General features: G+C 43.1%; 1 protein-coding gene. It reads right to left on the bottom strand.

All coding sequences use genetic code 11. From position 1 onward, the window contains the following. Nucleotides 1–9: 9 nt before the first annotated feature. Nucleotides 10–1,008, bottom strand: a complete 999-nt coding sequence (locus ACOV1R_RS16050; RefSeq protein ID WP_016527164.1) for an IS30 family transposase — start codon at nucleotides 1,006–1,008, stop codon at nucleotides 10–12. Nucleotides 1,009–1,114: the final 106 nt, after the last annotated feature.

Here is a 1,114-nt window from a genome sequence, read left to right as displayed (position 1 = left end):
GACGAATTGTCAAATCAAGCGCAACTTTTTGCCGAAGAAAACTTCACTTGGACTTTTCCATCCCAAGACCTTGCGTGGACGGTTATTTAAATCTGTGACGAATGCGATAATCTCTTGGTCATTTAAATCGTTCAAATCAGTTCCTTTGGGGAAATATTCACGAATTAAACCGTTAGTATTTTCATTGGTTCCACGTTGTTGTGGTGCGTGTGGATCTGGAAAAAATACCGGTATTTCTAAAGTGTCAATGACGTCTTGATAATTGGCAAACTCAGTTCCACGATCAGGTGTAAGTGTCTTTACCCGTTCCGGTGTGACGCTATTTAATAAGTCCATCATAGCTTGTGCCACGGGTTTAGCTGCGACTTTACTTACCCGTTCCGCTAATAAATACCGTGATTTACGGTCTACCAGCGTCACCAGCGCTGAACGTCCGGTTTTACCACGCACTGTGTCACCTTCCCAGTGACCAAACCGAGTTCTATTTTCAGCCGAAAGTGGGCGGTCGTGGATTGAAGGTACATCGTTAAAACGACCACGCCGTTCCTTGATAGTTCCCTTAACTTTGCGCGTTTTACCTCGATGTCTTAATTGGCGGGCGAATCCACGGGCACCATGACTTTTACGCTTTTCACCAAGATTATTCAAAGCAATTCCACGATAAATTGTGTTGTAACTGATTTTCCAGTTACTATGCTCAAAATTTAGCCGTCCTGCGATTTGTTCTGGGGACCATTTACGATGGACGATACAATTAATGACAAATGCCCGGATATCAGTTTGCGATAAGATCCGTGGCCGTCGACTTTTCAAACGTTGACGCTCATAATTTAGTTGCGCATTAACTGCGGAATATTTAGAACGACCACCATTCCGGCTAACTTCCCGTGAAATAGTCGCTTTAGAACAACCGATGCGTTGGGCAATGGCCTGGTAAGACTGTTTTAAAGTTAGCCCAACTAGTAGGCATTCACGGTCATTTAAGGTAAGATGATGATATAGGCTCATAGTCTGAGTCCTCCTTGTAAGTAAGTTGTGGTGACTATATTTTACAAGGACTCAGGCTGTGAGTCTTCTTTTTGATCATTTGTTGCACTTCAATTGTAAATTCGTC

It is taken from the genome of Lactiplantibacillus sp. YT640, from assembly GCF_049745435.1.
GTDB lineage: Bacteria > Bacillota > Bacilli > Lactobacillales > Lactobacillaceae > Lactiplantibacillus > Lactiplantibacillus plantarum.
This window is presented reverse-complemented; position numbering and strand designations above follow the sequence as displayed.

What these genes read in the sequence shown, in the direction of transcription:
- ACOV1R_RS16050 (WP_016527164.1), bottom strand. Translation starts at nt 1,008, where the DNA reads ATGAGCCTATATCATCATCTTACCTTAAATGACCGTGAATGCCTACTA.